Origin of the sequence: Streptomyces sp. NPDC090022 (assembly GCF_044748145.1) — a bacterium.
Classification (GTDB): Bacteria; Actinomycetota; Actinomycetes; order Streptomycetales; family Streptomycetaceae; genus Streptomyces.
In genome coordinates this window covers 198,607-219,565 of record NZ_JBIVFN010000004.1, presented here as the reverse complement: position 1 = coordinate 219,565, position 20,959 = coordinate 198,607, and the positions used below count along the sequence as shown (strand labels likewise).

At 73.9% G+C, this 20,959-nt stretch carries 19 protein-coding genes; 13 read left to right on the top strand and 6 right to left on the bottom strand.

Features of this window, described 5'->3' with window-relative positions; translation table 11 throughout:
• The first annotated feature begins 10 nt into the window (after positions 1–10).
• Both ACIPXB_RS11395 and ACIPXB_RS11390 read left to right on the top strand, forming a co-directional pair.
• Positions 11–1,168, top strand: a complete 1,158-nt coding sequence (locus ACIPXB_RS11395; protein WP_401447590.1) for an acetyl-CoA C-acetyltransferase — start codon at positions 11–13, stop codon at positions 1,166–1,168.
• A gap of 212 nt (positions 1,169–1,380) precedes the next feature.
• Entirely contained in the window at positions 1,381–2,922 is a 1,542-nt protein-coding gene (locus tag ACIPXB_RS11390; protein ID WP_401447588.1) for a DEAD/DEAH box helicase, read from the top strand.
• A gap of 298 nt (positions 2,923–3,220) precedes the next feature.
• Here ACIPXB_RS11390 and ACIPXB_RS11385 read toward each other — a convergent pair whose 3' ends face one another.
• The 5 genes from ACIPXB_RS11385 to ACIPXB_RS11365 form a co-directional block, all read right to left on the bottom strand.
• Positions 3,221–4,243, bottom strand: a complete 1,023-nt coding sequence (locus tag ACIPXB_RS11385; RefSeq protein ID WP_401447585.1) for a tyrosine-protein phosphatase — start codon at positions 4,241–4,243, stop codon at positions 3,221–3,223.
• Positions 4,244–4,246: 3 nt separating this feature from the next.
• On the bottom strand, positions 4,247–5,296 hold the full coding sequence (locus ACIPXB_RS11380) for an NAD(P)H-dependent flavin oxidoreductase (protein WP_401447582.1): 1,050 nt from the start codon (positions 5,294–5,296) through the stop codon (positions 4,247–4,249).
• Positions 5,296–6,036 (bottom strand): CoA-transferase subunit beta, encoded by a 741-nt coding sequence (locus tag ACIPXB_RS11375; protein ID WP_401448261.1) that lies wholly within the window; start codon positions 6,034–6,036, stop codon positions 5,296–5,298. The genes ACIPXB_RS11380 and ACIPXB_RS11375 overlap by 1 nt, the downstream gene beginning before the upstream one ends.
• Before the next feature lie 68 nt (positions 6,037–6,104).
• Complete coding sequence (locus ACIPXB_RS11370) at positions 6,105–6,941, bottom strand: CoA transferase subunit A (protein ID WP_401448258.1); 837 nt, start codon at positions 6,939–6,941, stop codon at positions 6,105–6,107.
• 20 nt (positions 6,942–6,961) lie between these two features.
• Entirely contained in the window at positions 6,962–7,711 is a 750-nt protein-coding gene (locus ACIPXB_RS11365; RefSeq protein ID WP_401447579.1) for an enoyl-CoA hydratase family protein, read from the bottom strand.
• A gap of 56 nt (positions 7,712–7,767) precedes the next feature.
• Between ACIPXB_RS11365 and ACIPXB_RS11360 the strand changes: the two genes are divergently transcribed.
• The 3 genes from ACIPXB_RS11360 to ACIPXB_RS11350 all read left to right on the top strand — a co-directional run bounded on the left by ACIPXB_RS11360 (position 7,768) and on the right by ACIPXB_RS11350 (position 9,897).
• Entirely contained in the window at positions 7,768–8,532 is a 765-nt protein-coding gene (locus tag ACIPXB_RS11360) for an SDR family oxidoreductase (RefSeq protein WP_401447577.1), read from the top strand.
• Between the two features lies 1 nt (position 8,533).
• On the top strand, positions 8,534–9,514 hold the full coding sequence (locus ACIPXB_RS11355) for an SDR family oxidoreductase (RefSeq protein ID WP_401447575.1): 981 nt from the start codon (positions 8,534–8,536) through the stop codon (positions 9,512–9,514).
• Positions 9,515–9,729: 215 nt separating this feature from the next.
• Complete coding sequence (locus tag ACIPXB_RS11350) at positions 9,730–9,897, top strand: hypothetical protein (protein WP_401447572.1); 168 nt, start codon at positions 9,730–9,732, stop codon at positions 9,895–9,897.
• A 29-nt stretch (positions 9,898–9,926) separates the two neighbouring features.
• On the opposite strand, the gene ACIPXB_RS11345 is transcribed toward ACIPXB_RS11350, so the two are convergent.
• On the bottom strand, positions 9,927–10,889 hold the full coding sequence (locus ACIPXB_RS11345; protein ID WP_401447570.1) for a hypothetical protein: 963 nt from the start codon (positions 10,887–10,889) through the stop codon (positions 9,927–9,929).
• Positions 10,890–11,020: 131 nt separating this feature from the next.
• Here ACIPXB_RS11345 and ACIPXB_RS11340 point away from each other — a divergent pair, with 131 nt between their 5' ends.
• From ACIPXB_RS11340 to ACIPXB_RS11305, 8 genes are all read left to right on the top strand, one after another.
• The gene (locus ACIPXB_RS11340) at positions 11,021–11,809 is read left to right on the top strand and encodes a serine protease (RefSeq protein WP_401447568.1); all 789 of its coding nucleotides are present in this window, start codon (positions 11,021–11,023) and stop codon (positions 11,807–11,809) included.
• Between the two features lie 358 nt (positions 11,810–12,167).
• A complete protein-coding gene (locus ACIPXB_RS11335) occupies positions 12,168–12,824 on the top strand; it encodes a response regulator (RefSeq protein WP_401447566.1) in 657 nt (218 codons plus the stop codon).
• The gene (locus ACIPXB_RS11330; RefSeq protein WP_401447563.1) at positions 12,821–13,966 is read left to right on the top strand and encodes a sensor histidine kinase; all 1,146 of its coding nucleotides are present in this window, start codon (positions 12,821–12,823) and stop codon (positions 13,964–13,966) included. The genes ACIPXB_RS11335 and ACIPXB_RS11330 overlap by 4 nt, the downstream gene beginning before the upstream one ends.
• Before the next feature lie 135 nt (positions 13,967–14,101).
• The gene (locus tag ACIPXB_RS11325; RefSeq protein ID WP_401447561.1) at positions 14,102–14,413 is read left to right on the top strand and encodes a chorismate mutase; all 312 of its coding nucleotides are present in this window, start codon (positions 14,102–14,104) and stop codon (positions 14,411–14,413) included.
• 130 nt (positions 14,414–14,543) lie between these two features.
• Positions 14,544–17,105 carry an aminopeptidase N gene (gene pepN / locus ACIPXB_RS11320; RefSeq protein ID WP_401447559.1) on the top strand — a complete coding sequence of 854 codons (2,562 nt, stop codon included), beginning with the start codon at positions 14,544–14,546 and terminating at the stop codon, positions 17,103–17,105.
• A gap of 197 nt (positions 17,106–17,302) precedes the next feature.
• Entirely contained in the window at positions 17,303–18,703 is a 1,401-nt protein-coding gene (locus ACIPXB_RS11315; protein WP_401447557.1) for a pyridoxal phosphate-dependent decarboxylase family protein, read from the top strand.
• Complete coding sequence (locus ACIPXB_RS11310; protein ID WP_401447554.1) at positions 18,700–20,109, top strand: lysine N(6)-hydroxylase/L-ornithine N(5)-oxygenase family protein; 1,410 nt, start codon at positions 18,700–18,702, stop codon at positions 20,107–20,109. The genes ACIPXB_RS11315 and ACIPXB_RS11310 overlap by 4 nt, the downstream gene beginning before the upstream one ends.
• Positions 20,110–20,174: 65 nt before the next feature.
• Positions 20,175–20,876 carry an SIMPL domain-containing protein gene (locus tag ACIPXB_RS11305; protein ID WP_401447552.1) on the top strand — a complete coding sequence of 234 codons (702 nt, stop codon included), beginning with the start codon at positions 20,175–20,177 and terminating at the stop codon, positions 20,874–20,876.
• Positions 20,877–20,959: the final 83 nt, after the last annotated feature.

Here is a 20,959-nt window from a genome sequence, read left to right as displayed (position 1 = left end):
GAGTGTTCCGATGCCCGAGGCCTACATCGTCGAAGCGGTCCGCACGCCCGTCGGCCGGCGCCAGGGCGGCCTGGCCGCCGTCCACCCGGCCGACCTCGGCGCCCACGTGCTGCGGGCCCTGGTGGAACGCTCGGGCGTGGACCCGGCCGCCGTCGAGGACGTGGTCCTCGGCTGCGTCGACACCGTGGGCCCGCAGGCGGGCGACATCGCCCGGACGGCCTGGCTGGCGGCGGGACTCCCCGAAGAGGTCCCGGGCGTCACCGTCGACCGGCAGTGCGGCTCCTCGCAGCAGGCGGTCCACTTCGCCGCGCAGGGCGTGCTGTCGGGCACCCAGGACCTGGTCGTCGCGGGCGGCACCCAGAACATGTCGATGATCCCGATCGCGTTCGCCTCCCGGCAGGCCGCGGAACCGCTGGGCCTGACCGGCGGCCCCTACGCCGGCTCCGAGGGCTGGCGGGCCCGCTACGGCGACGCGCCCGTCAACCAGTTCCACGGCGCGCAGTTGATCGCCGCGAAGTGGGGCATCAGCCGCGAGGACATGGAGCACTTCGCCCTGCGCTCCCACCAGCGGGCCCTCCGCGCCCTCGACGAGGGCCGCTTCGAGCGGGAGACCGTCGCCCACGGCGAGGTCCGCGCCGACGAGGGCCCGCGCCGGGACACCTCCCTGGAGAAGATGGCCGCCCTGCGGCCGGTGGTGGAGGGCGGCACGATCACCGCGGCCGTCTCCTCGCAGGTCTCCGACGGCGCGGCGGCCATCCTCCTCGCCTCAGAACGGGCGGTGCGCGAACACGGACTGACGCCCCGGGCCCGCATCCACCACCTGTCGGTACGGGGCGAGGACCCCATCCGGATGCTGTCCGCGCCGATCCCCGCGACGGCGTACGCCCTGAAGAAGGCCGGCATGACGATCGACGACATCGACCTCGTCGAGATCAACGAGGCGTTCGCACCGGTGGTCCTGGCCTGGCTGAAGGAGACCGGCGCGGACCCCGACCGGGTCAACGTCAACGGCGGCGCCATCGCGCTCGGACACCCGCTGGGGGCCACCGGCGCCAAGCTGATGACCACGCTGCTGCACGAACTGGAACGGACCGGCGGCCGCTACGGCCTGCAGACCATGTGCGAGGGCGGCGGCCAGGCCAACGTCACGATCATCGAACGCCTGTAGGGGGCCGGTCGCCGAACGCCCGTGGGGGACCCGTCGCCGAACGCCCGTGGGGGACCCGCGCGCCGCCGGGCGCAGTGAGAACCGTCACAGTGAGCCGTCGCACACCACCCGGCGGACCCCTTCCCCGTACGCCCGGACGGCAGGACCGGGGCCGTGGCGGCGGGAGCGCCGGCGGGGCCGGGGGTGCGCGGTGTGTTAGCGTGGCCTCTCTTATGACCAGCTCCAGCGCCATACCCGCCGCCCGCCGCCCTGCCCGCCGACGGGGGCCCGCCCAGGGCGCCGGGGGCCGTGCGCGGAAGAAGTCCACCGCTCCCGCACAGCCGCCGCGGCCGCAGGAATTCACCATGCCCGAGCCGGTCGTCCCGGCGCTGCCGTCCGTGGCCGCGTTCGAGGACCTCGACATGCCCGCGGCGCTGCTGAAGACCCTCGCGGCGCAGGGCGTCACCGAGCCGTTCCCGATCCAGGCCGCCACCCTGCCGAACTCGCTGGCCGGCCGTGACGTCCTCGGCCGCGGCCGCACCGGCTCCGGCAAGACCCTCGCCTTCGGCCTGGCCGTCCTCGCCCGCACCGCGGGCCGGCGCGCCGAGCCCAAGGCCCCGCTCGCCCTGGTCCTCGTCCCGACGCGGGAGCTGGCCCAGCAGGTCACGGACGCCCTGGAGCCGTACGCGCAGGCGCTGCGGATGCGGATCGCGACCGTGGTCGGCGGCATGTCCATCAACCGCCAGGCGGGCACGCTGCGGCGCGGCGCCGAGGTCCTGGTGGCCACCCCCGGCCGGCTCGCCGACCTGATCGAGCGCGGCGACGTCACGCTCGCGCGGGTCGCGGTCACGGTGCTGGACGAGGCCGACCAGATGACCGACATGGGCTTCCTGCCGCAGGTCACCGCGCTGCTCAGGCAGGTCGAGCCGGACGGCCAGCGGCTGCTGTTCTCCGCGACGCTGGACAAGAACATCGACAAGCTCGTCAAGATGTTCCTGAGCGACCCGGTCACGCACTCGGTCGACCCGTCGGCCGGCGCCGTCACGACCATGGAGCACCACGTCCTGTACGTCATGGACGAGACCGACAAGAAGGTCGTCGCGACCCGCATCGCCGCCCGCGACGGCCGGGTCATCATGTTCCTGGACACCAAGCGGGCCGTGGACCGCATGGTCAAGAAGCTGCTCGCCAGCGGCGTACGGGCCTCCGGCCTGCACGGCGGCCGCTCGCAGCCGCAGCGCAACCGCACGCTCGACTGGTTCAAGACGGGCGAGGTGACCGCGCTGGTCGCCACCAACGTCGCCGCGCGCGGCATCCACATCGACGACCTGGACCTGGTCGTCAACGTGGACCCGCCGACCGACCACAAGGACTACCTGCACCGCGGCGGCCGTACCGCCCGCGCCGGCGAGTCCGGCAGCGTGGTCACCCTGGTCCTCCCCGACCAGAAGCGGGACATGACCCGCCTGATGTCGGACGCCGGCATCTCCCCGCGCACGGCGCAGATCAAGTCCTCGGACGAGGAGCTGTCCCGGCTGACCGGCGCCCGCGAGCCCTCGGGCATCCCGGTGGTCCTGGAGGTCCCGCAGCCGACCCAGCCGGCCGCGCAGCGCACCGGCGCCAAGCCCGGCAACGGCCGCCGCCGCGCGTCGGGCGAGGGCGCGGGCCGCCGCCGCCGGCAGCAGGGCGCCGCCGACACCCCGGCCCAGCCCCGCCGCACCCAGCCCGCCGGCTCCACCCCCGACCGCCCCCGCCGCCCCCGCCGCACGACCTGACCCGGGGCCTCCGCCCCATCAGGGGCGCGAGGAACTGCGCGAGCAACCACGCACGCCCCCGCACCCACCCACCGGGCCCAGCCCCGTGAGGGGCGCGGGGAACTGCGCGCTCAGCCACGTACGGCCCGCACCCAGGTACCGGGCAGCACCCCGTGAGGGGCGCGGGGAACTGCGCGAGCAACCACGCACGCCCCCGCACCCACCCACCGGGCCCAGCCCCGTGAGGGGCGCGGGGAACTGCGCGCTCAGCCACGTACGACCCGCACCCGAATCCCCCGCCCCCGGCCAGCATTGGCGTCTAGCGGACCATCTTCGACTGCAGCTTCGCCAGCGTCCGCAGGTCCAGACCCAGCCCCTGCGTCAGATAGCCGTAGAAGCTGCCGTAGTCCGCCGTCATCTGCGCCAGCGCCGCGTCCAGGTAGTCCTCGCGGACCTCCTGGAGCGGGATCAGCAGCTCCGGCTTCTGCATCAGCCCGGCCTGCCGCAGCCCCTCGCGGACCTGCGCGTCGTACGCCGCCCGGAACCCGTTCGTCGCCAGGAAGTCCTGCTCCGCCCAGCCCTCCGGCACGGCCAGCGCACGCAGCAGCACGTAACTCAGCCAGCCCGTACGGTCCTTGCCCGCCGTGCAGTGGAACAGCAGCGGCCCCTGCCGGCCGTCGGCGATCTCGCGCAGCGTCGTCGCGAACTGCGCCCGGCTCTCGGGGGACGTCACGAACGTGCGGTAGATGTCCCGCATGTACGCCTCGGCCCGCCCGCCGCCGAGCATCTGCTCCTGCTTGACCGGGTCGCCGGCGCGGATCGCGGAGACCAGGGTCCCGAACAGACCCAGGTCGCTCACCGGACGCGCGACGGGCGTGAGCCCCGCCGGCAGCCGGTCGGCGCCGTCGTACTGGACCTCCATCGGGATCCGGAAGTCCACCACCTTCTTGAGGCCCAGGCCGGACAGGGTGACGAGGTCGGCGTCCGTCACCTTGCCCAGCGCGTCCGATCGGTAGACCAGACCGTGGCGGACCTCGCCGCCGGTGTACGTGCGGTAGCCGCCCAGGTCGCGGACGTTGACCGCGCCCTGGAGGGGGATCCGGCGGATCCCCTGCGCGGCGGCGGACCGGTCGTGGCCCTGCGCCACGGCCACCGGCGCACCGGCGGACGCGGACGCGGCGGACGAGGCGGACGCGACGGACGCGACGGACGCGGACGCGACCGACGCCGGAAGGACCCCGGCGGCGAGCACGGAGAGCAGCACTCCGGCCGTCGCCAGGCGGATTCTTCGACCCCGGCCCCACCGGGGTATACGGCTCGTGCGGGTGGTCATACGGCTCATGTGTCAGCTCCTTGGCAGCTTCTCCAGTACCTGCTGTGCCTCGGCCATCACCCGGGCGACGAGCTCCGCACACGACGGAAGGTCCTCGATCACGCCCGCGACCTGGCCGGATGCCATGACTCCGAGGTCCGTACGGCCCTCGACCATGGACGCCTTCAGGAGCATGGGAGTGTTCGCGGCGAGCAGGACCTGGCTCCAGGACAGGTCCTTGCCGTGTTTCATCGCCAGGCCGTCCCGCACCAGCTGCGCCCAGGACAGCCCCGACAGCTTCCGGAACGCGGCCGCGTGCCGCACCGCCCGCGCCAGCGCCGTCGCCCGGCCCGCCCGCTCCAGCGAGGCGACCAGCTCCGTGCGCAGCATCCGGTGCGGCAGGCCGTCCACGGCCGTCGTGACCGTCACGTCCTTCACGGTCGCCGCCAGGTACCGCGCCTTGACGGCGTCCGGCACCGTCGAGTCCGACGTCAGCAGGAACCGCGTCCCCATCGCGACCCCCGCCGCCCCGTACGCCAGCGCCGCCACCAGCCCGCGCCCGTCGTGGAAGCCGCCCGCCGCGACCACCGGGATGCCGACCGCGTCGACGACCTGCGGCAGCAGCACGGTCGTGGCCACGTCCCCGGTGTGCCCGCCGCCCTCGCCGCCCTGCACGATCACCGCGTCCGCGCCCCACGCCGCGACCTTCTCCGCGTGCCGGCGCGCCCCGATCGAGGGGATCACCACCACGCCCGCGTCCTTGAGCCGCGCGATCAGCTCCCGCGACGGCGCCAGCGCGAACGACGCCACCCGCACGCCCTCGTCGATGATCAGCCGTACCCGCTCGGCCGCGTCCCCGGCGTCCGCGCGCAGGTTGACCCCGAACGGCCGCCCGTCCGTACGGGACTTCACCTCCCGCACCGCCGACCGCAGCTGGTCCACGGTCATCGTCGCCGAGGCCAGGATGCCCAGCGCCCCCGCGTTCGCGGTGGCCGAGACCAGGCGGGGGCCGGCGACCCAGCCCATCCCGGTCTGCACCAGCGGGTGCTCGACCCCGACCAGCTTCGTGAACGCGGTCTCCATCAGGCGGGCACCTCCCGCTCGCGGGTGCCGCGCGGATCCAGCTCCTCGCGGATCAGCCGCAGTTCCTCGGGCTCCGGCTCGCGCGTCTGCGGTACGGGGCCGTCCCCGGCCGGCTCCACGAGGGCGAAACCGGTGGCCGCCCGGACCTCCTCCAGGGTCACCCCCGGGTGGAGGGAGGCGATCCGCATCGACCGGTCGGGGGTCTCGAAGTCGAAGACGCCCAGGTTCGACACCACGCGCGGCAGGCGGTGGTAGCGGGTCGCGGACGGGCCGGCCGCGGCCGCCCGGTCGTGACCGACGCCCGAGACCATGTCGACGCGCTCGACGAACACCCGGGCCGAATGCCGCGGGATCCAGTAACTGACCGGATTGTTCAGAGTGTTGACGGGCGCCCCGCGTACCCCGAGCAGCTGCCGGGCGGGCCGCTCCCAGTCGCCGATGCAGGAGATGTTCTGGTTGCCGAAGCGGTCGATCTGGCTCGCGCCCATCATCACGTGCCGCCGCCCGCCGGTGACCATGGTCAGGTGCCGGCGGTACGGCAGCCAGCCCTCCACCGTGGCGCCGTCGGCGGCCACGAGCATCGCCTCGCCGTCGGTCATCAGCAGGTCGGGGGAGAAGGTACGGCGGGCCAGCCGGGCCCCCAGGGCCGGGATCAGGCCCATGGGACTCGCCAGCACCTCGCCGTCGCCGCGCCAGGCCTCGGCGCACGCGATGACGCAGTACTCGGCGCGCGTGACCACGCCGGGCGCCGGGTCCCGGTCCGGGTCCCGGTCCCCGGCCGGGTCGAGGGGGGTGGTGTCGGTCCGGCTCACCGCTGTTCCTCCTGCCAGGCCGCCACGGCCCGCTGGTAGTCGTGCTCGTTCGCGCCGGACAGGAACCGCTGCGCGAACTCCGGCCAGGGGGTCGTCGCGTACAGCTTCTGGAAGGCCTCGTCACGGCCGTAGTCGGGCACGCAGGAGGTGAAGTGCGCGCCGCCCGGGGTCTCCACGACGCCGGTGACGCTGTGCCGGGAGACCAGCAGCGACTGCGGGCCGGCCGCCTTCGACAGCTCGGCCGTCCCGACGATCTGCTCGCAGGAGACGTACGCCGTGTCGGCGGCCTCGCAGAAGAGGTCGTCGAAATAGGGGTCCGGGCCCAGGTACTGGCCGTTGCCGAGGCGGTCGGCGCGGTTGAGGTGGACCAGGGCGGCGTCCATGCGCAGGGCCGGGACCGCCACGAACTCCTCGCCGTCGGCGTAGGGGGAGGTGACGGTGCGCAGGCCGGGGTTGACGCGCAGGACGTCGGAGCCGAGGCCGGCCCGGACGGGAAGGAACGGCAGCCGGTTGGCGGCCGCGTGCAGGCCCCACATGAACATCGCCTCGTCGAGCTCGGTGAGCGCGAAGGCGCCGCGCTCGCGGGCGGCCCGGTAGTGCGGTTCGAGGGGGATGGAATCGAGGGTGACGAACGGTGTCACCAGGGTGGAGATCCGGCCGGCGGCGGCGAGCAGACCGATGTCCGGACCCCCGTACGACACCACGGTCAGATCGGTGATCTCGGACCGGAGTAGCGCTCTGACCAGGGCCATCGGCTTACGGCGCGAGCCCCAGCCGCCGATCCCGAGGGTCATGCCGCTGCGCAGCCGCCCCACCACCTCGTCCAGGGACATGATCTTGTCGGTCCTGTCGCTCACCGCTCCCGCTCCTTCCCGAAGGTGTCCCGGACCCGGTCGGCGACCCCGCTGAGGTTGGCCTCGAAGGTGAAGCCCTGCTCGAAGCGGTAGCTGCGGCGCACGTCCACCGGGTCGATACCGTTGATGGCGGCCTTGGCCAGCCGGATCAGCTGCCCGTCCTTGAGCGCGATCTCCGCGGCCAGGTCCAGCGCCGCCGCCCGCAGCCCCTCGCGCGGCACCACCTGCCACACCGAACCGTGCGCCTGCAGCTCGGCCGCCGTCACGGTGCGCGAGGTGTAGTACAGCGCGCGCATCAGGTGCTGCGGCACCAGCCGGGCCAGATGGGTGGCCGCGCCCAGCGCGCCCCGGTCCAGCTCCGGCAGCCCGAAGGCGGCGTCCTCGCTCGCCACGATCACGTCCGCGTTGCCCACCAGGCCGATCCCGCCGCCCAGGCAGAACCCGTGCACCGCCGCCACCACCGGCACCTCGCACTCGTACACGGCCGCGAAGGCCTCGTAGCAGCCGCGGTTGGCGCCGATCAGCGCCCCGTGCCCGGAGTCGCGCTGCATCTCCTTGATGTCGACCCCGGCGTTGAACCCGCGCCCCTCGGCGGCGAGCACCACGCACCGCGTCTCCGGGTCGCGGCCCGCGGCGCGCACGGCGTCGGCGAGCTCGTACCAGCCGCGCACGGGCAGCGCGTTGACGGGCGGGAAGTCGACGGTGACCAGGGCGACGCCCTTGTCCGGGCCGGAGGTGGAGACACCCATGAGAGGATCCGCTACCTTTCCACCAAACATTTGTTAGGTGAGGAAGGTAGCAGCCTATGGAGCTCGACGGGAGGGTCGCCGTCGTCACCGGCGGAACCCGCGGCGTCGGCGCCGGGATCGCCCGCGCGTTCCTCGCGGCGGGAGCGCGCGTCGTCCTGTGCGCGCGCCGCCCGCCGGACGAACCGGTGACGGCGAACGGCCGGACGGCCGCCTTCACCGCCCTCGACCTGCGCGACCCGGCGGCCGTCCAGGCCTTCCCCGCGCAGATCGCCGAGCGGTACGGGCGGCTGGACTGCCTGGTCAACAACGCCGGCGGCACCCCGTACCGGCTGCTGGGGGAGGGCGACGCCGAACGCCACGCGCGGGTCGTGGCCCTGAACCTCACCGCACCGCTGGCCGCCTCCCTGGCGGCGTACCCGTACCTGCGCGCCGCCCGCGGCTCGGTGGTGATGATCGGCAGTGTCAGCGGCACCCGCCCCTCGCCGGGCACCGCCGCGTACGGGGCGGCCAAGGCGGGCCTGGAGAACCTCGCCCGGTCGATGGCCGTGGAATGGGCCCCCGAAGTACGGGTGAACACCCTGGTCCTGGGCATGGTGCGCACCGAACTCGCGCACCTGCACTACGGGGACGAGGCGGGCGTGGCGGCGGTCGGCGCCACCGTCCCGCTGGGGCGGCTCGCGGAACCGGACGAGGTGGGGGAGGCCGCGGTCTTCCTGGCGTCGGAGCGGGCAGCGTACGTGAGCGGAGCGAGCCTGCTGGTGCACGGGGGCGGGGAACGCCCGGCGTTCCTGGACGCGGCAACTGTCAACAAGGAGGGCTGAGATGGAACGTGGGTCGGGGCCGGTGGGTGTGGGGCCGACGGGTGCGGAGCCGGGGTCGGGGCCGGGGCCGGGGTCGGGGCTGTGTGCCGGGCGGGTCGTGGTCGTGACGGGCGCGGGGCGGGGGCTGGGCCGCGCCCACGCGCTCGCCTTCGCGGCGGAGGGCGCGCGGGTCGTCGTCAACGACCTGGGGGTCGGCCTGGACGGCCGGCCCGGCCCGGACAGCCCGGCGGCCGCAGTCGCGGCCGAGATCCGGGCGGCGGGCGGCGAGGCGGTGGCCCACGGCGGCGACATCGCCACGTCCGAGGGCGCGGCCTCGCTCGTACGGTGCGCGGTGGACACCTTCGGCCGGCTGGACACCCTGGTGAACAACGCCGGGTTCCTGCGCGACCGGATGCTGGTCAACCTCGACGAGGACGACTGGGACGCGGTGATGCGGGTCCATCTCAAGGGCCACTTCCTGCCGTTGCGCGCGGCCGCCGGGTGGTGGCGGGCCGAGGCCAAGGCGGGCCGCGAGGTGGCGGCGCGGGTGGTCAACACCTCCTCGGGCGCGGGCCTGCTCGGCTCGGTCGGCCAGGGCAACTACAGCGCGGCCAAGGCCGGGATCCTGGGCCTGACCCTGGTCGCGGCGGCGGAGATGGGCCGCTACGGCGTGCACGTCAACGCCATCGCCCCGGCGGCCCGTACCCGCATGACCGAAGCCACGTTCGCGGACGCCATGGCCGCCCCGGCCGCGGGCGCGTTCGACGCGATGGCCCCGGAGAACGTCTCCCCGCTGGTGGTCTGGCTCGGCTCCGAGGCCTCGGCCGGTGTCACGGGCCGCGTCTTCGAGACGGAGGGCGGGCGCATCACCCTCATGGACGGCTGGCGCCCGGGCCCCACCTCGGACAAGGGCGCCCGCCTGACACCCGCGGAGGCCGGTGCGGCGGCGGCCGGGCTGCTCGCCTCGGCGCCGGATCCGCTCCCGGCGTACGGGGCGCGATGAGCGGGGCGCGGCGTACGGGGCGCGATGAGCGGGGCGCGGTGAACGGACCGGGCCCGGCCCCCTGGCGAGGGGTCGGGCCCGGTCACTCGTGCGATGAGGTATCACTACCCACCGCACCCCCTCGCTGAACCGCTGTCACCCGTCCGGTTCCGTGCGTTCTCGAGCGGCGCGCGGAGCCGGGTGTTCCGCCGCCGGAGCGCGGGCACACCGTGGGCATGGACCTGGACACGGGCGTCGTGGTGGGGCTGGTGGCCCTGTTCGTCGTCTGGGTGGTGGTCGACGTCCTGACCCACCGGGGCGTACGCCGGAGGGGCGACGGCGCCGGCGCGGACGGCCGCGGGACCGGTTGCGCGGACGGCTGCGGAGGGTGCGGCGACGCGTAGCGGGCCCGGCCGTGATCCGCCGGCGCGGCCTATGTGTCGCAGGCCAGGACCGTGTCGCACACGCCGCAGCGGACCTGGACCGGGCCGCCGGCCGGGACGCGCAGCCGCTGCCAGCAGACCGGGCACGCGAAGGTCACCCGGCCAGCGGCGTCGAAGCGGTACGCCGCCCCGTCCCCGCCGGTACCGCCGCTCCCGAGCCCGCCGCCGAGCCCGCTCCCGCTCCCGCTCCCGCCCCCGCCCCCGTCTCCGCCCCCGGCGGCGGCCGCGCGGCGCAGGCGGGCGTAGCGGCGGCGCTGCCAGGGGCCCGCCCCGGCCAGCGGCGGGCGGCGCCAGTCGGCGCGCGCCACCGCCGCGCCCGCCCGGTACGCCTCGTACGCCCGCGGGCTCGTGAACCAGGGCGAGGGGTCCTCGCCCATCACCGCCGCCCGCTTGGCCAGCACGTACCCGAACTCCTCCGGCGTCAGGTAGCCCAGCTTCTGGTGGGTCAGCGCGTCCTGGCGGTAGGCGTCCAGCAGCAGCCACCCCGCCCCCAGGTACGCCGCCGCCGTGTCCGTCAGGATCTCGTCGTCCCCGGCCGCCCCGAAGCCCAGATCCAGCCGGTGCAGCAGGACGTGCGTCACCTCGTGCGCCAGCGCCGCCGCCAGGTCCCGGCGGTGCCTGCGGAAGCGGTCGTTGACCTCGATGAAGTACTCCGGGCCCGCGGCCAGTTCGACCACCGCCGCCTGTTCCATCGGCCGGAAGCTCACGATCATCCGCGCGTCCGGGCCCGGCAGCCGCAGCTGCCGCACCATCGCCGCCGCCACCCGCTGCGCCCCCAGGTGCAGGTCGTCGCCGTCCCCGAACGCCGCGTCCGCCGCCGCGAAGGAGGTCCCGTACGCGCGCACGCCCGGCGCGGACAGCCCGCGGTACAGGGCCGTCAACGACGCGCGCACCAGGGGGAGATGCGGAAATCCGTGCTCGACGGGCCCGGCCCGCCCACCGTTGTCCGTCATGCGGGCCCCCTCGCCGGAAATTGGCCGGAAACGCCTTCTTGCTGCGCGACCGCACCCTGATGTGACATGGACTCGTCAGAAACGTCACCCACCCAGTGGCGCGCACAGCCCAACCCCCCACGAAAGGCAGTGTGTTGACCGTGTCGAGCACCCTCAACCGGTTCGTCAAGCGCACCCTCGCCGCCGGCGCCATCGCCCTGGCCGCCGTCAGCCTCCAGCCCGGATCCGCCAGCGCCGGCACCGCCCCCGTCGTCGGCGGCACCCGCGCCGCACAGGGCGAGTTCCCGTGGATGGTCCGCCTCTCCATGGGCTGCGGCGGCGCCCTCTACACCCAGCAGATCGTTCTCACCGCCGCCCACTGCGTCAACGGCTCCGGCAACAACACCTCCATCACCGCCACCGCCGGCGTCGTCGACCTCAACAGCTCCAGCGCCATCAAGGTCAAGTCCACCAAGGTCCTCCAGGCCCCCGGCTACAACGGCACCGGCAAGGACTGGGCGCTGATCAAGCTCGCCAAGCCCATCAACCTGCCCACCCTCAAGATCGCCGAGACCACCCAGTACAACAACGGCACCTTCACCGTCGCCGGCTGGGGCGCCACCCGCGAGGGCGGCGGCCAGCAGCGCTACCTCATGAAGGCCACCGTCCCCTTCGTCTCCGACGCCGACTGCAGGGCCGCGTACGGCAGCGACCTCGTCGCCGGCGAGGAGATCTGCGCGGGCCTGCTGGACCAGGGCGGCGTCGACACCTGCCAGGGCGATTCCGGCGGCCCCATGTTCCGCCGCGACAACGCCGGAGCCTGGATCCAGGTCGGCATCGTCAGCTGGGGCATAGGCTGCGCCCGCCCCGACTACCCCGGCGTCTACACCGAGGTCTCCACCTTCGCCGCCCAGATCAAGAGCGCGGCCGCCGGCATGTAGCCGACCGCCCCGCCGCCCCACGCGTCCCCCGTCCCACCGGTCGACGCATCCCCCGTCCCACCCCTCGACGCGTCCCCCGGCCCGCCTGCCGCCCTGCCGGCCGTCGCGCCGCTCGTCCTTCCGGCCGAAGGGCACCGCCCCGGATCGGCCGGAAGGGCGAAGCGCGAGCCGACGGACGCGGGTAGCGTCGCAGGACGTATCGCGAGCCCGGCACCCGGCCGCCCACGCCGGTGTCCCGGGCTCGCGGCATGTCCCCGGCGGCCCACCGCGCGGTTGCGGCCAGCCCCGCGCCCCGGTCCCCTGGGAAGGATCCATCCGCACCGGCAGACGCCGCCGGCGACAGTGGGGCAGGCAGCGCATGACGATCAGCGTGGTCATCGCGGACGACCAGGAGATGGTCAGGACCGGATTCCGGATGATCCTGGAGAGCCAGTCCGACATCGAGGTCCTCGCCGACGTCGCCGACGGCGAGGCCGCCCTCGCCGCCGTCGAGCGGCACCGGCCCGACGTCCTCCTCCTCGACATCCGCATGCCCCGCCTCGACGGCCTCGAGGTCACCCGCCGACTGGCCGGCCGCACCTCACCCCGCATCGTCATCGTCACCACCTTCGACCTCGACGAATACGTCCACGCCGCCCTGCACGGCGGAGCCTGCGGCTTCCTCCTGAAGGACGCCAGCCCCGCCATGCTGGTTGAGGCCGTCCGCGCCGCCGCCGTCGGCGACTCCCTCGTCTCGCCCGCCATCACCGTGCGCCTGCTGCGCGACATGGCACCGCGCACCCCGGCCGCCCAGGCCGCCCGCCGCCCCGCCGAACCCCTCACCGAACGCGAACGCGAGGTCGTACGCTGCCTGGCCCGCGGCATGACCAACGCCGAGATCGCCGCGGAGCTCTACGTGTCCCTCTCCACCGTCAAGACCCACCTGGCCAACGTCCAGGCCAAACTCGACGCCCGCAACCGCGTCGAGATCGCCGCCTGGGCCTGGGAGAGCGGCCTCGCCGCGAGCACTGCATGAGCCCCCTGGCCAGCTGGGCCCGCCGCCACCCGCACGCCGCCACCCGGATCCGGCTCGCCCTCTCCGTCCTGCTGCTCTCCCTGGTCACCGCCGAAGCCCTCGTCCTCGCCCGCGAGCCCACCTTCCCCCACGCCCTCGTCACCGTCTCCGGCGTCCTCGTCTGCCTCAGCGCCGCCCCCTGGCCCTTCCTCCCCCTCCCGGCCCGCGCCTGGTTCGCCGCCCTCGTCACCTGGACCGCCACCGGCCTGCTCCTCTTCTCCGCCCGGCCCCTGGCCGCCCTGGGCATCGGCGAAGCCATCGCCCTGCTCGTCCTGCTCAGCCAGGTCCTGCTGCACGCCCCCGCCCGCACCGCCGCCGTCCTCGGCCCCCTGCTCGGCCTGGGCTGCATGGCCGTACCCGTCCGCGACACCGACCCCGGCCGCTTCACCCTCCTCTTCTGCGGCCTCGCCGTCGTCGTCGGCGCCTACTCCCTGGTCCTGCGCCTGCAAGCCGTCCAGCGCGTCCGCGAGGTCCGCGCCGTGCGCACCGCCGAACGCCTGGAACTCGCCCGCGAACTCCACGACCTCGTCGCCCACCACGTCACCGGCATCGTCGTCGAGGCCCGCGCCGCCCGCTTCACCCAGGTCTCCGCCGAACGCGCCGCCGAGATCTTCGGCCGTATCGAGACCGCCGGGGACGAAGCCCTCGGCTCCATGCGCCGCCTGGTCAAGGTGCTCCGCGAAGGCGACGGCGGCCCCGGCGTCACCCCCGTCGCGGGCCTGAAGGAGCTGCGCGACCTCACCGCCCGCTACTCCCGCACCGGACCCCCCGTCGTCCTCCACATCGAACCCGGCCTGGAGACCCGGATCCCCGGCGACGTCGCGGCCACCGCCCACCGCATCGTCCTCGAAGCGCTCACCAACATCAGCAAACACGCCGCCACCGCCACCGCCGTCCGTGTCGGCCTGCGCACCGTCCCCGCCGGCCTGGAGATCCGTATCGCCGACGACGGAGGCCGCCCCGCCCGCCTCTCCGACACGGCCCGCGGCGGCGGATACGGCCTCGCCGGCATGACCGAACGCGCCGAGGCCATGGGCGGCACCCTCAGCGCCGGCCCCGCCCCCGAAGGCGGCTGGCTCGTCACCGCCGTCCTGCCCCTGTAGAGCGCCGCTCGGTATCCGGAGCGGTGCTCCGCACGTCCCGCCCGGCCGGGGCGGGAACCCGAGCCCGTCTCACCCACTGGTACGACCCCGCCACCCCCCCGACGCACCCCCGCCCGCCACGTAAGCTCGGGAACCATGAACAACAGCGACATCGACGACTACGTCAGCGCCGAACTGGCACGGCTGCGCGACAGCATCGACAACATCGACGCGGCCGTGGTCCACATGCTCGCCGAACGCTTCAAGTGCACCCAGCAGGTCGGCCACCTCAAGGCCCGCCACCAGCTCCCCCCGGCCGACCCCACCCGCGAGGCCCGCCAGATCGCCCGCCTGCGCGAACTCGCCGAGAACGCCAAGCTGGACCCGGCCTTCGCCGAGAAGCTCCTCAACTTCATCATCGCCGAGGTCATCCGCCACCACGAGACGATCGCCGCCGGCGAGGAGTAACCGCCCGAAGCGGCGCCCCGCGGATCACGGCCCGGGCCGGGCCGGCCCGGGCCGGCCCACACACCCCGAGGAGTACGGGCCGGCGTATACCCCCTGGGGCGGCGGCGGCCCGGTCAGGCAGCATGGGCCCATGTCCGCACTGACGCGCAACGAAGCGCAGACCCGAGCCGCTCTCCTCGACGTCCACCACTACGCCGTCACCCTCGACCTCACCGGCGACGACGACACCTTCGACTCCCACACCGTCATCCGCTTCGCCGCACGCGCCGCGGGCGACACCTTCGTGGAGCTGAAACCGGACGAGCTGCGCTCCGCCACCCTCGACGGCCACGACCTCGACCCGGCCACCCTCGACGGCAACCGCCTGCCCCTGACCGGCCTGGCCGAAGGCACCCACGAACTGCGCGTCGACGCCCGCATGCGCTACTCCCGCACCGGCGAGGGCCTGCACCGCTTCACCGACCCCGCCGACGGCGAGACCTACGTCTACTCCCAGATGTTCATGGACGACGTCCAGCGCGTCTTCGCGGCCTTCGACCAGCCCGACCTCAAGGCCGTCTTCGCCTTCACCGTCACCGCCCCCGCCCACTGGAGCGTCCTCGCCAACGGCATCACCACCCGCACCGGCGACCGGACGGGACACCCCTCCGGCGACGGCGCCGGCATCTGGCAGTCCGCCCCCACCCCCCTCATCTCCACCTACCTCGCCGCCGTCGCCGCCGGCCCCTGGCACACCATCCGCACCGAACACGCCGGCCTCCCCTTCGGCATCCACTGCCGCCGCTCGCTCGCCCCCCACATGGACGCCGACGCCGACGAACTCCTCTCCCTCACCACCGCCTGCTACGACCGCTACCACGAGAAGTTCACCGAGCCCTACCCCTTCGACTCCTACGACCAGGCGTTCGTCCCCGAATTCAACGCCGGCGCCATGGAGAACCCGGGCCTGGTCACCTTCCGCGACGAATTCATCTACCGCTCCGCCGTCACCGACACCGAACGCCAGACCCGCGCCATGGTCATCGCCCACGAAATGGCCCACATGTGGTTCGGCGACCTCGTCACCCTCCGCTGGTGGGACGACATCTGGCTCAACGAGTCCTTCGCCGAGTACATGGGCTACCAGACCCTCACCGAAGCCACCCGCTTCACCGACACCTGGACCGACTTCGCCGTCACCCGCAAGGCCTGGGGCTACGACGCCGACCAGCGCCCCTCCACCCACCCCGTCGCCCCCGACCCCGACGGCGTCCCCGACACCGCCTCCGCCCTCCTCAACTTCGACGGCATCTCCTACGCCAAGGGCGCCTCCGCCCTCCGTCAGCTCGTCGCCTGGCTCGGCGAGAAGGACTTCCTCGCCGGCATCAACACCCACTTCGCCCGCCACAAGTTCGCCAACGCCTCCCTCGCCGACTTCGTCGACTCCCTCGCCGCCGGCAGCGACCGCGACGTCCACGCCTGGGCCGACATCTGGCTGCGCACCACCGGCATCGACACCCTCACCCCCCAGGTCCAGGAAGGCCCCGGCGGCTGGAGCCTCGCCGTACGCCGCGACGGCAGCCGCCCCCACCGCATCGACGTCGCCACCTACGACCACGGCCCCGACCGCACCCTCGAACCACGCGACCACCTCGACCTCGACGTCCCCACCGACGAGATCATCTCCGGCGCCGGCCCCCGCCCCGCCCTCGTCCTCCTCAACGACGGCGACCTCACCTACGCCAAGGTCCGCCTCGACGAGCACTCCCTGGACACCGTCCTGCGCGGCATCTCCGGCATCCCCCGCCCCCTCACCCGCGCCGTCCTGTGGAACGCCCTGCGCGACATGGTCCGCGACGGCGAACTCGAACCCACCGCCTACCTGGAAACCCTCCGCGCACACCTCCCCGAGGAGCACGACCTCGCCATCGTCCAGGGCGTCCTCGGCTTCGCCCGCACCCAGATCGCCGACCGCTACGTCCCCGACGCCGAGCGCCCCGCCGCCCTGCGCCTGATCACCGCCACCGCCCGCGACCTCATCCGCCGCACCGAGGACGGCCACAACCCCGGCCTGCGCCTGGCCGCCGTACGCACCCTCATCGACAGCGCCACCCAGCCCGACACCCTCGCCGCCTGGCTCACCGACGGCACCGTCACCGGCGGCCCCGAACTCGACCCCGAACTGCGCTGGCGCATCCTCGCCCGCCTCGCCGTCCTCGGCGCCATCGGCGAACCCGACATCGCCGCCGCCCTCGCCGCCGACCCCAGCGCCACCGGCCAGGAAGGCGCCGCCCACTGCCGCGCCGCCCTCCCCGACCCCGCCGCCAAGGACGCCGCCTGGCAGCGCCTCTTCCACGACGACACCCTCTCCAACTACCTGTTCACCGCCACCGCCCGCGGCTTCTGGCAGCCCGAACAGACCGACCTCGTACGCCCCTACACCGACCGCTACTACACCGACGCCATCGCCCTCGCCGACCGCCGCGGCCCCGCCATCGGCGAAGCCGCAGGCCGCTGGGCCTTCCCCACCCACACCACCGACCAGGACATCCTCACCGCCGGCCGCGCCGCCCTCACCGACGACCGCATCCTCCCGCTCCTGCGCCGCAAGCTCGTCGACCAGCTCGACGACCTCGACCGCGCCCTGAAGGTCCGTGCCCGCACCACCGACACCACGACCGACACCACGACCGGCACCCAGCCGGACGCGTAACGCCACACGCGCAACAGCGCACACGAACAGCGCACGCCACACGGCGCACGCACCCGGAAACCCACACCGGACAAACCCCAGCGGTTACCCCATTCGGGTCTGATCGTTGTGCTGGGCAGGTGCCCGGCCCTGTACCTCCACACCGGACGGCAGGGCCGGGCCCGGCGAACACCCGCCCGCCCACCACGAGGACCCGCATGACCGCACCGCCCGGGAACCGCCCCCCACCGCCGCCACTGGCCGGCGGCACCACCGGCCCCGACGCCCTGCGGCCCCTCGTCGACACCGTCCTCCACGCCCTGCGCACCGGCGCCCGCGCCCGCGGCGGCCCCCTGCCCGCCGGCGGACCCGACACCGTCACCGCCCGCGTCCGCGCCGCCGCCACCCCCCTCCTGCCCGACCACGGCACCGGCGCCCACGAAGCCCTCACCACCCTCGTCCACACCCTCGCCGCTGGCGCCGCCGACCCCGCCGACCCCCTGTGCGCCGCCCACCTCCACGGCCCACCCCTCGCCCTCGCCACCGCCGCCGACCTCGCGGCCAGCGCCCTCAACCCCTCACTCGACTCCTGGGACCAGGCCCCCGCCGCCTCCGCCCTCGAAGCCCTCCTCACCCACACCCTCGCCACCGAGCTCTACCCCCACCACCCCCACCCCGACGCCCTCCTCACCACCGGCGGCACCGAAGCCAACCAACTCGCCCTCCTCCTCGCCCGCGAACACCACGGCCCCCACCTCACCGTCCTCCACGGCGCCAACGCCCACCACTCCATCCCCCGCGCCGCCTGGCTCCTCGGTCTCCCCAAAACCCACACCCTCCCCACCCCCACCGGCACCCTCGACCCCACCACCCTCCACGAAGCCCTCACCCACACCCGGCGCCCCACCCTCGTCACCGCCACCGCAGGCACCACCGACGCCGGCCTCATCGACCCCCTCGACGCCCTCGCCGACCTCTGCGAACACCACCACGCCGACCTCCACATCGACGCCGCATACGGCGGCCCCCTCGCCCTCAGCCCCCGCCACCGCCCCCGCCTGCACGGCCTCACCCGCGCCCACTCCATCACCCTCGACCTGCACAAACTCGGCTGGCAACCCATCGCCGCAGGCCTCCTCGCCGTACCCGACACCAGCCGCCTCACCCCCCTCCACCACCAAGCCGACTACCTCAACGCCCCCGACGACACCGAAGCGGGCCTCCCCGACCTCCTCGGCCGCTCCCTGCGCACCACCCGCCGCCCCGACGCCCTCAAAATCGCCGTCACCCTCCGCGCCCTCGGCCGCGACGGCCTCACCGACCTCATCGACCGCACCTGCGAAGCCGCCCACCACCTCGCAGCACTCCTCGAAGCCCACCCCCGCTTCGAACTCCACGCGGCGCCCACCATCAGCACCGTGCTCTTCCGCCCCACGGCCGCCACCGACGACGACCTCGCCGCCCTGCGCCGCACCCTCCTGCACGGCGGCCACGCCGTCCTCGGCCGCGCCACCGCCGCCGGCCGACTCTGGCTCAAGGCCACCCTGCTCAACCCCCACACCACGGCCGCCGACCTCCACGCCCTGGTGACCCTCCTGGAAGGCAGCACCCAGCGATGACCGCCCACCTCGACACCCCCCACGACCTCGTCGGCATCGGCATCGGCCCCGCAAACCTCTCCCTCGCCGCCCTCGCCCACACCCTCAACCCCACCGGCGGCACCGGACTCGCCACCGCCTTCTACGACCAGCGCCGCTACTTCCAATGGCACCCCGGCCTCCTCATCGAAGGCTCCACCCTCCAAGTCCCCTTCCTCGCCGACCTCGTCACCCTCGCCGACCCCGCCAGCCCCTGGACCTTCCTCAACTACCTCAAGCACAAGGAACGCCTCTTCCCCTTCTACTTCGCCGAGCAGTTCCACATCCAGCGCGCCGAATACGACGCCTACTGCCGCTGGGTCGCCGGCCGCCTCCCCGGCCTCCACTTCGGCCACCAGATCGACGCCGTCCGCTGGAACCCCGAACACGACCTCTTCGAAGTCGACTTCACCCAGCTCGACCCCGACGGCGAAGCCCAAGCCCTCGGCCGCACCCACACCCGCAACCTCGTCCTCGGCATCGGCACCGCCCCCTACATCCCCGCCCCCCTGCGCCCCCTCGCCGACGCCCCCACCGTCCCCGTCATCCACTCCGCCGACTACCTCGACCACCGCACCCGCATCCTCGGCGCCGACCACATCACCGTCATCGGATCCGGACAATCCGGCGCCGAAGTCTTCCTCGACCTCCTACGCGCCCGCCCCCACGGCCACGAACGCCTCACCTGGCTCGCCCGCACCCCCTCCTTCGCCCCCATGGAGTACTCCAAACTCGGCCTCGAACACTTCACCCCCGACTACACCCGCTACTTCCACGCCCTCCCCGAACCCGTCCGCGACCAGCTCGTCCCCGCCCAATGGCAACTCCACAAGGGCATCGACGCCGCCACCATCGCCGCCATCCACGACGAGCTCTACCGCCGAACCCTCCACGGCGGCTGGCCCGACACCGTCCTCACCCCCGGCGTCACCGTCCGCACCGCCGGCCGCGTCGCCACCACCAAAGTCGAACTCCACCTCGAACACGTCCAGCAGGGCACCCGCTCCCGCCTCACCACCGACGCCGTCGTCCTCGCCACCGGCTACCGCGAACGCCCCCTCACCCAGCTCCTCGCCGGACTCGACCCCTACCTCCGCAAGGACGCCTCCGGCCGCCCCCGCATCGACGACCGCCACCGCATGATCCTCGACCCCGCCGTCACCGGATCCCTCTACATCCAGAACGGCGAACGCCACACCCACGGCGTCGGCGCCCCCGACCTCGGCCTCACCGCCTGGCGCAGCGCCTCCATCCTCAACACCCTCACCGGCAAAGAGCTCTACCCCCTCCCCACCCGCACCGCCTTCACCACCTTCGGCCTCGAACCACGCGAACACCCCCGCCCACCCGCACCCGCCGCCCTCCTCCCCCTCGTCGAACACCCCTGACACCCGACCCCCACCCGAACACCGACACCCCGGCCCCGCGTCAGACGCCGTGCGAGAGTGAAACCATGACCTCAGACGCAACGCCCCAGCCCTACGGCACCCCCGAAGTGCCCCGCGTCGCAGTCCGCGGCGAAGCCCACATCGAAGTCGACCCCGAAATCGCCCGCATCACCATCACCGTCAGCGCCCGCGGCACCGACCGCCGCACCGCCCTCGACGACCTCACCCGCCGCAACACCACCGTCCTCGACCTCATCAAGAGCTACGGCGACCCCGTCGAAAAACTCGAAACCGGCGCCTTCTCCATCACCCCCGAACTCACCCGCCACGGCCGCGGCGAACGCATCCGCGCCTACCACGGCCGCGTCCTCATCACCGCCGAACTCAGCGACTTCACCACCCTCGGCGAACTCACCACCCGCCTCGCCGACCTCGACCTCACCCGCGTCGACGGCCCCTGGTGGGCCCTGCGCCCCGACTCGCCCGCCCACGGCGAAGCCCGCAAACAAGCCGTCCACGAAGCCGTCCAACGCGCCCGCGAATACGCCGAAGCCCTCGGCGCCCGCCTCACCGCCCTCGTCGAACTCGCCGACCTCGGCGCCGAGAACGCCACCCCCCTCACCATGGCCGCCCCCGCCGGCATGATGCGCACCATGGCCTACGGCGCCGAAGACGCCGGCGCCCCCGCCCTCGACCTCGAACCCCAACGGCAGAGCGTCTACGCCCAGGTCAACGCCCGCTTCACCATGACCCCGCCACAGCTCTGACCCACACCCCCGGGGGTGCTCATCAGAGCACCCCCACGCCCATTCAACAAGTGTCAACAACCTTTCGCCCAAAGGTTGTTGAG